This window comes from Pseudomonas meliae, assembly GCF_001400515.1.
Taxonomy (GTDB): Bacteria; Pseudomonadota; Gammaproteobacteria; order Pseudomonadales; family Pseudomonadaceae; genus Aquipseudomonas; species Aquipseudomonas amygdali.
Genome location: NZ_LJQT01000398.1, coordinates 215 through 2,549, shown reverse-complemented (window position 1 = coordinate 2,549; position 2,335 = coordinate 215). Strand labels below are relative to the sequence as shown.

The 2,335-nt window shown below is 57.7% G+C and carries 3 protein-coding genes and 2 pseudogenes; 3 read left to right on the top strand and 2 right to left on the bottom strand.

The annotated features are described in order from the left end of the window. Nucleotides 1–222, top strand: a 222-nt coding sequence (locus tag ALO64_RS18540; protein ID WP_200893708.1) for an AbrB/MazE/SpoVT family DNA-binding domain-containing protein, incomplete at its 5' end; no start/stop codon positions are given. Beyond that, nucleotides 219–614, top strand: a complete 396-nt coding sequence (locus ALO64_RS18535; RefSeq protein WP_004666661.1) for a type II toxin-antitoxin system VapC family toxin — start codon at nt 219–221, stop codon at nt 612–614. The genes ALO64_RS18540 and ALO64_RS18535, both read left to right, overlap by 4 nt. A 160-nt stretch (nt 615–774) precedes the next feature. Here ALO64_RS18535 and ALO64_RS18530 read toward each other — a convergent pair whose 3' ends face one another. Both ALO64_RS18530 and ALO64_RS24640 read right to left on the bottom strand, forming a co-directional pair. Next, entirely contained in the window at nt 775–1,152 is a 378-nt protein-coding gene (locus tag ALO64_RS18530; RefSeq protein ID WP_004666662.1) for a hypothetical protein, read from the bottom strand. Nucleotides 1,153–1,219: 67 nt separating this feature from the next. Continuing rightward, nucleotides 1,220–1,456, bottom strand: a pseudogene (locus tag ALO64_RS24640) (IS3 family transposase); the annotation flags it as partial. A gap of 745 nt (nt 1,457–2,201) precedes the next feature. On the opposite strand from ALO64_RS24640, the pseudogene ALO64_RS26425 reads away from it, so the two are divergent. After that, nucleotides 2,202–2,335, top strand: a pseudogene (locus tag ALO64_RS26425) (replication initiation protein); the annotation flags it as partial.

Below are 2,335 nucleotides of genomic sequence, written 5' to 3'. Positions count from 1 at the left end.
CAAGTGACGTTTCGGAAGGACGTACTGCAACACCTCGGCATTAGGCCAGGCGACAAGATCGAGCTTGACTTGCTGCCAGATGGTCGGGGAGTACTCAAGGCGGCACGGCCCGCAGGGACGATAGCCAGCTTTGTCGGCCTGCTCGCGGGTAAGACGCAGAAGGTTGCCACCATCGAAGAAATCAACGAGGCGGCTGCACAAGGATGGGCAGGCAAGCAATGAAGGTCGCAGTCGATACCAACGTCCTTGTGCGTGCTGTTGTGCGTGACGATCCCGCACAAGCGGACGTTGCCGCCGCAGTCTTGACCGATGCTGAGTTGATCGCGGTCGCGCTGCCGTGCCTATGCGAATTTGTTTGGGTGCTGATGCGCGTCTATGGCTTCCAGCAATCTGACGCGGCCGACGCGATCCGGGCGCTACTGGACGCCGCCAACGTGGAAGTGAACCGGCCCGCCGTGGAGGCCGGTTTGCTGGTGCTCGACGCAGGCGGTGACTTTGCCGATGGCGTCATTGCCTACGAAGGTAATTGGCTTGGTGGGGAAACCTTCGTTTCCTTCGATAAGAAGGCGGTGACACTTCTCTCTGTCCAAGGGCAATCAGCGCGTCTTTTGTGACGGACATGAGAATGAACGAATTTCGCCGACTGGCCACGAAGATCGACCAGCATATGAAACAGCTTGCCACCCAAGGTGTCAGTGAGGCCCATTCCATCATCAATCACATGATGGGGTACGTGCCTGACAACCGTGCAGCTGGGCCAGGTAGAGGGTCGGCTCACACGATCTTGCAAGGGATAGAAGCGTCCTCGTCGAAGCTATAGACGGCGCACAAACGGTGGTAGCCGTCGGCAACTACGGTGCGCTGGCCTTCCTGGCGCACCAGCAGCAGCGGTGACAGAGCGGTGCCGGACTGGATTTTTTTGAGGTCCCTTTCCACGTGTGCATTGCTCATTCCTAGCGGCGAGAGGCCGCTGGCGCGCAGGATGTCCTTGGCCTTGAAGGCCGACATGGGTGCCGCGTGCAGCTTACGCACCAGCTTGGCGCAGTGGGCGTCGTCATACAGCAGATTGAGATAGGACTGCGCAGCCGGATAATCATGTTCCTCCGGTTGAGCCAGCCAGGCGATTGTGTTCTTGTCGGTCTTGTCACCCATTAAAGTGCTCCCTCGTTGGTAGGTAGTGAACCACTGCTTCTTGATACGCCCAGAGTTCCTTAGACACTCAAGACCCTCGTTGCGCGTAGCGCCGTTCAAACTCTACAGGTGACAGGTCACCAGTTGAACCGTGGCGGCGGTTGGGGTTGTGGAACATCTCGATGTAGTCGAATACCTCGGCGCGTGCGGCGTCCTTGGTGGGATAGATCTGTCGCCTGATCCGCTCGCGTTTGAGCAGACCGAAGAAGCCTTCACAGGCCGCGTTGTCCCCGCAATGTCCCACTGCACTCATCGAGCACACTAGAGGGTCGTGACAAAATTTCGGCGTACTGCCCCATCCCGTCCCATATGACGGCTTGGCCGAGTTCTCCGAAGAGCACAAGCCACGGGTAGCTCAACTGCTGGTTACAGCGGCAACCTGCAAGTCTTCCAGCCACACGACAACGAGCTGGGCAGCCTGCACCGCCAATGGCTATCCGATCTGGACAGCTTAAAGACTTTTTACGCGCGACGGGCACTGACCCCAAAGCGTTGGAGTATGTGAACGAAGCGTTCGCACGCCTTGCCGGACGTATCAAGCAACTTGCCGAGTGATCGCTCGGGACGGGTGGCGGAAATTTCGGCGGTTCCGGCTTACAACCCCTAGCTCGTTGAAAGCAGCGGATTTTGTAGGGCGAAAAGCGGAGGTCCCATGTTACTATCCGGCACAGTTTTATTTGCAGGAAAGCGACGATGTAGATTCACGAATAGCAGAAACCAAAAAGCCCCGGTTGGCGCCGGGGCTTTTTGGAAAATCTTGAACAGGCCGTTTTGGTTTCGGATTACCTGTTCTGTTCAACACACATAACGTGAGCTGATTATGGCGTTCACTGCGGCTTTGTGCAAGTCGTCAAAAGTGAAGCCTTCAGTTCACCGCTGAACGGTGGACTTATGGAAAAGATTCTTCATCGGCTGTGCGACCTCGATGACCGCACCCTGCCCCCCCAGCTGACCCCTTGTGTCACACCTTTTCACGCCGTTGGCCAACTTTCTGGCCAGGGCGGTGAAGCATGAGCCTCGACCACGCGCTCAGCCTTTCCCTCGCCTCCCCGCTCACGGCCAACGCCGATCCGATGGCCATCAGCACCCACCTGCCGCCTGCCCGCTTTTTCGAAGAAGGCACCGCGCTCAACCGGTTATTGCT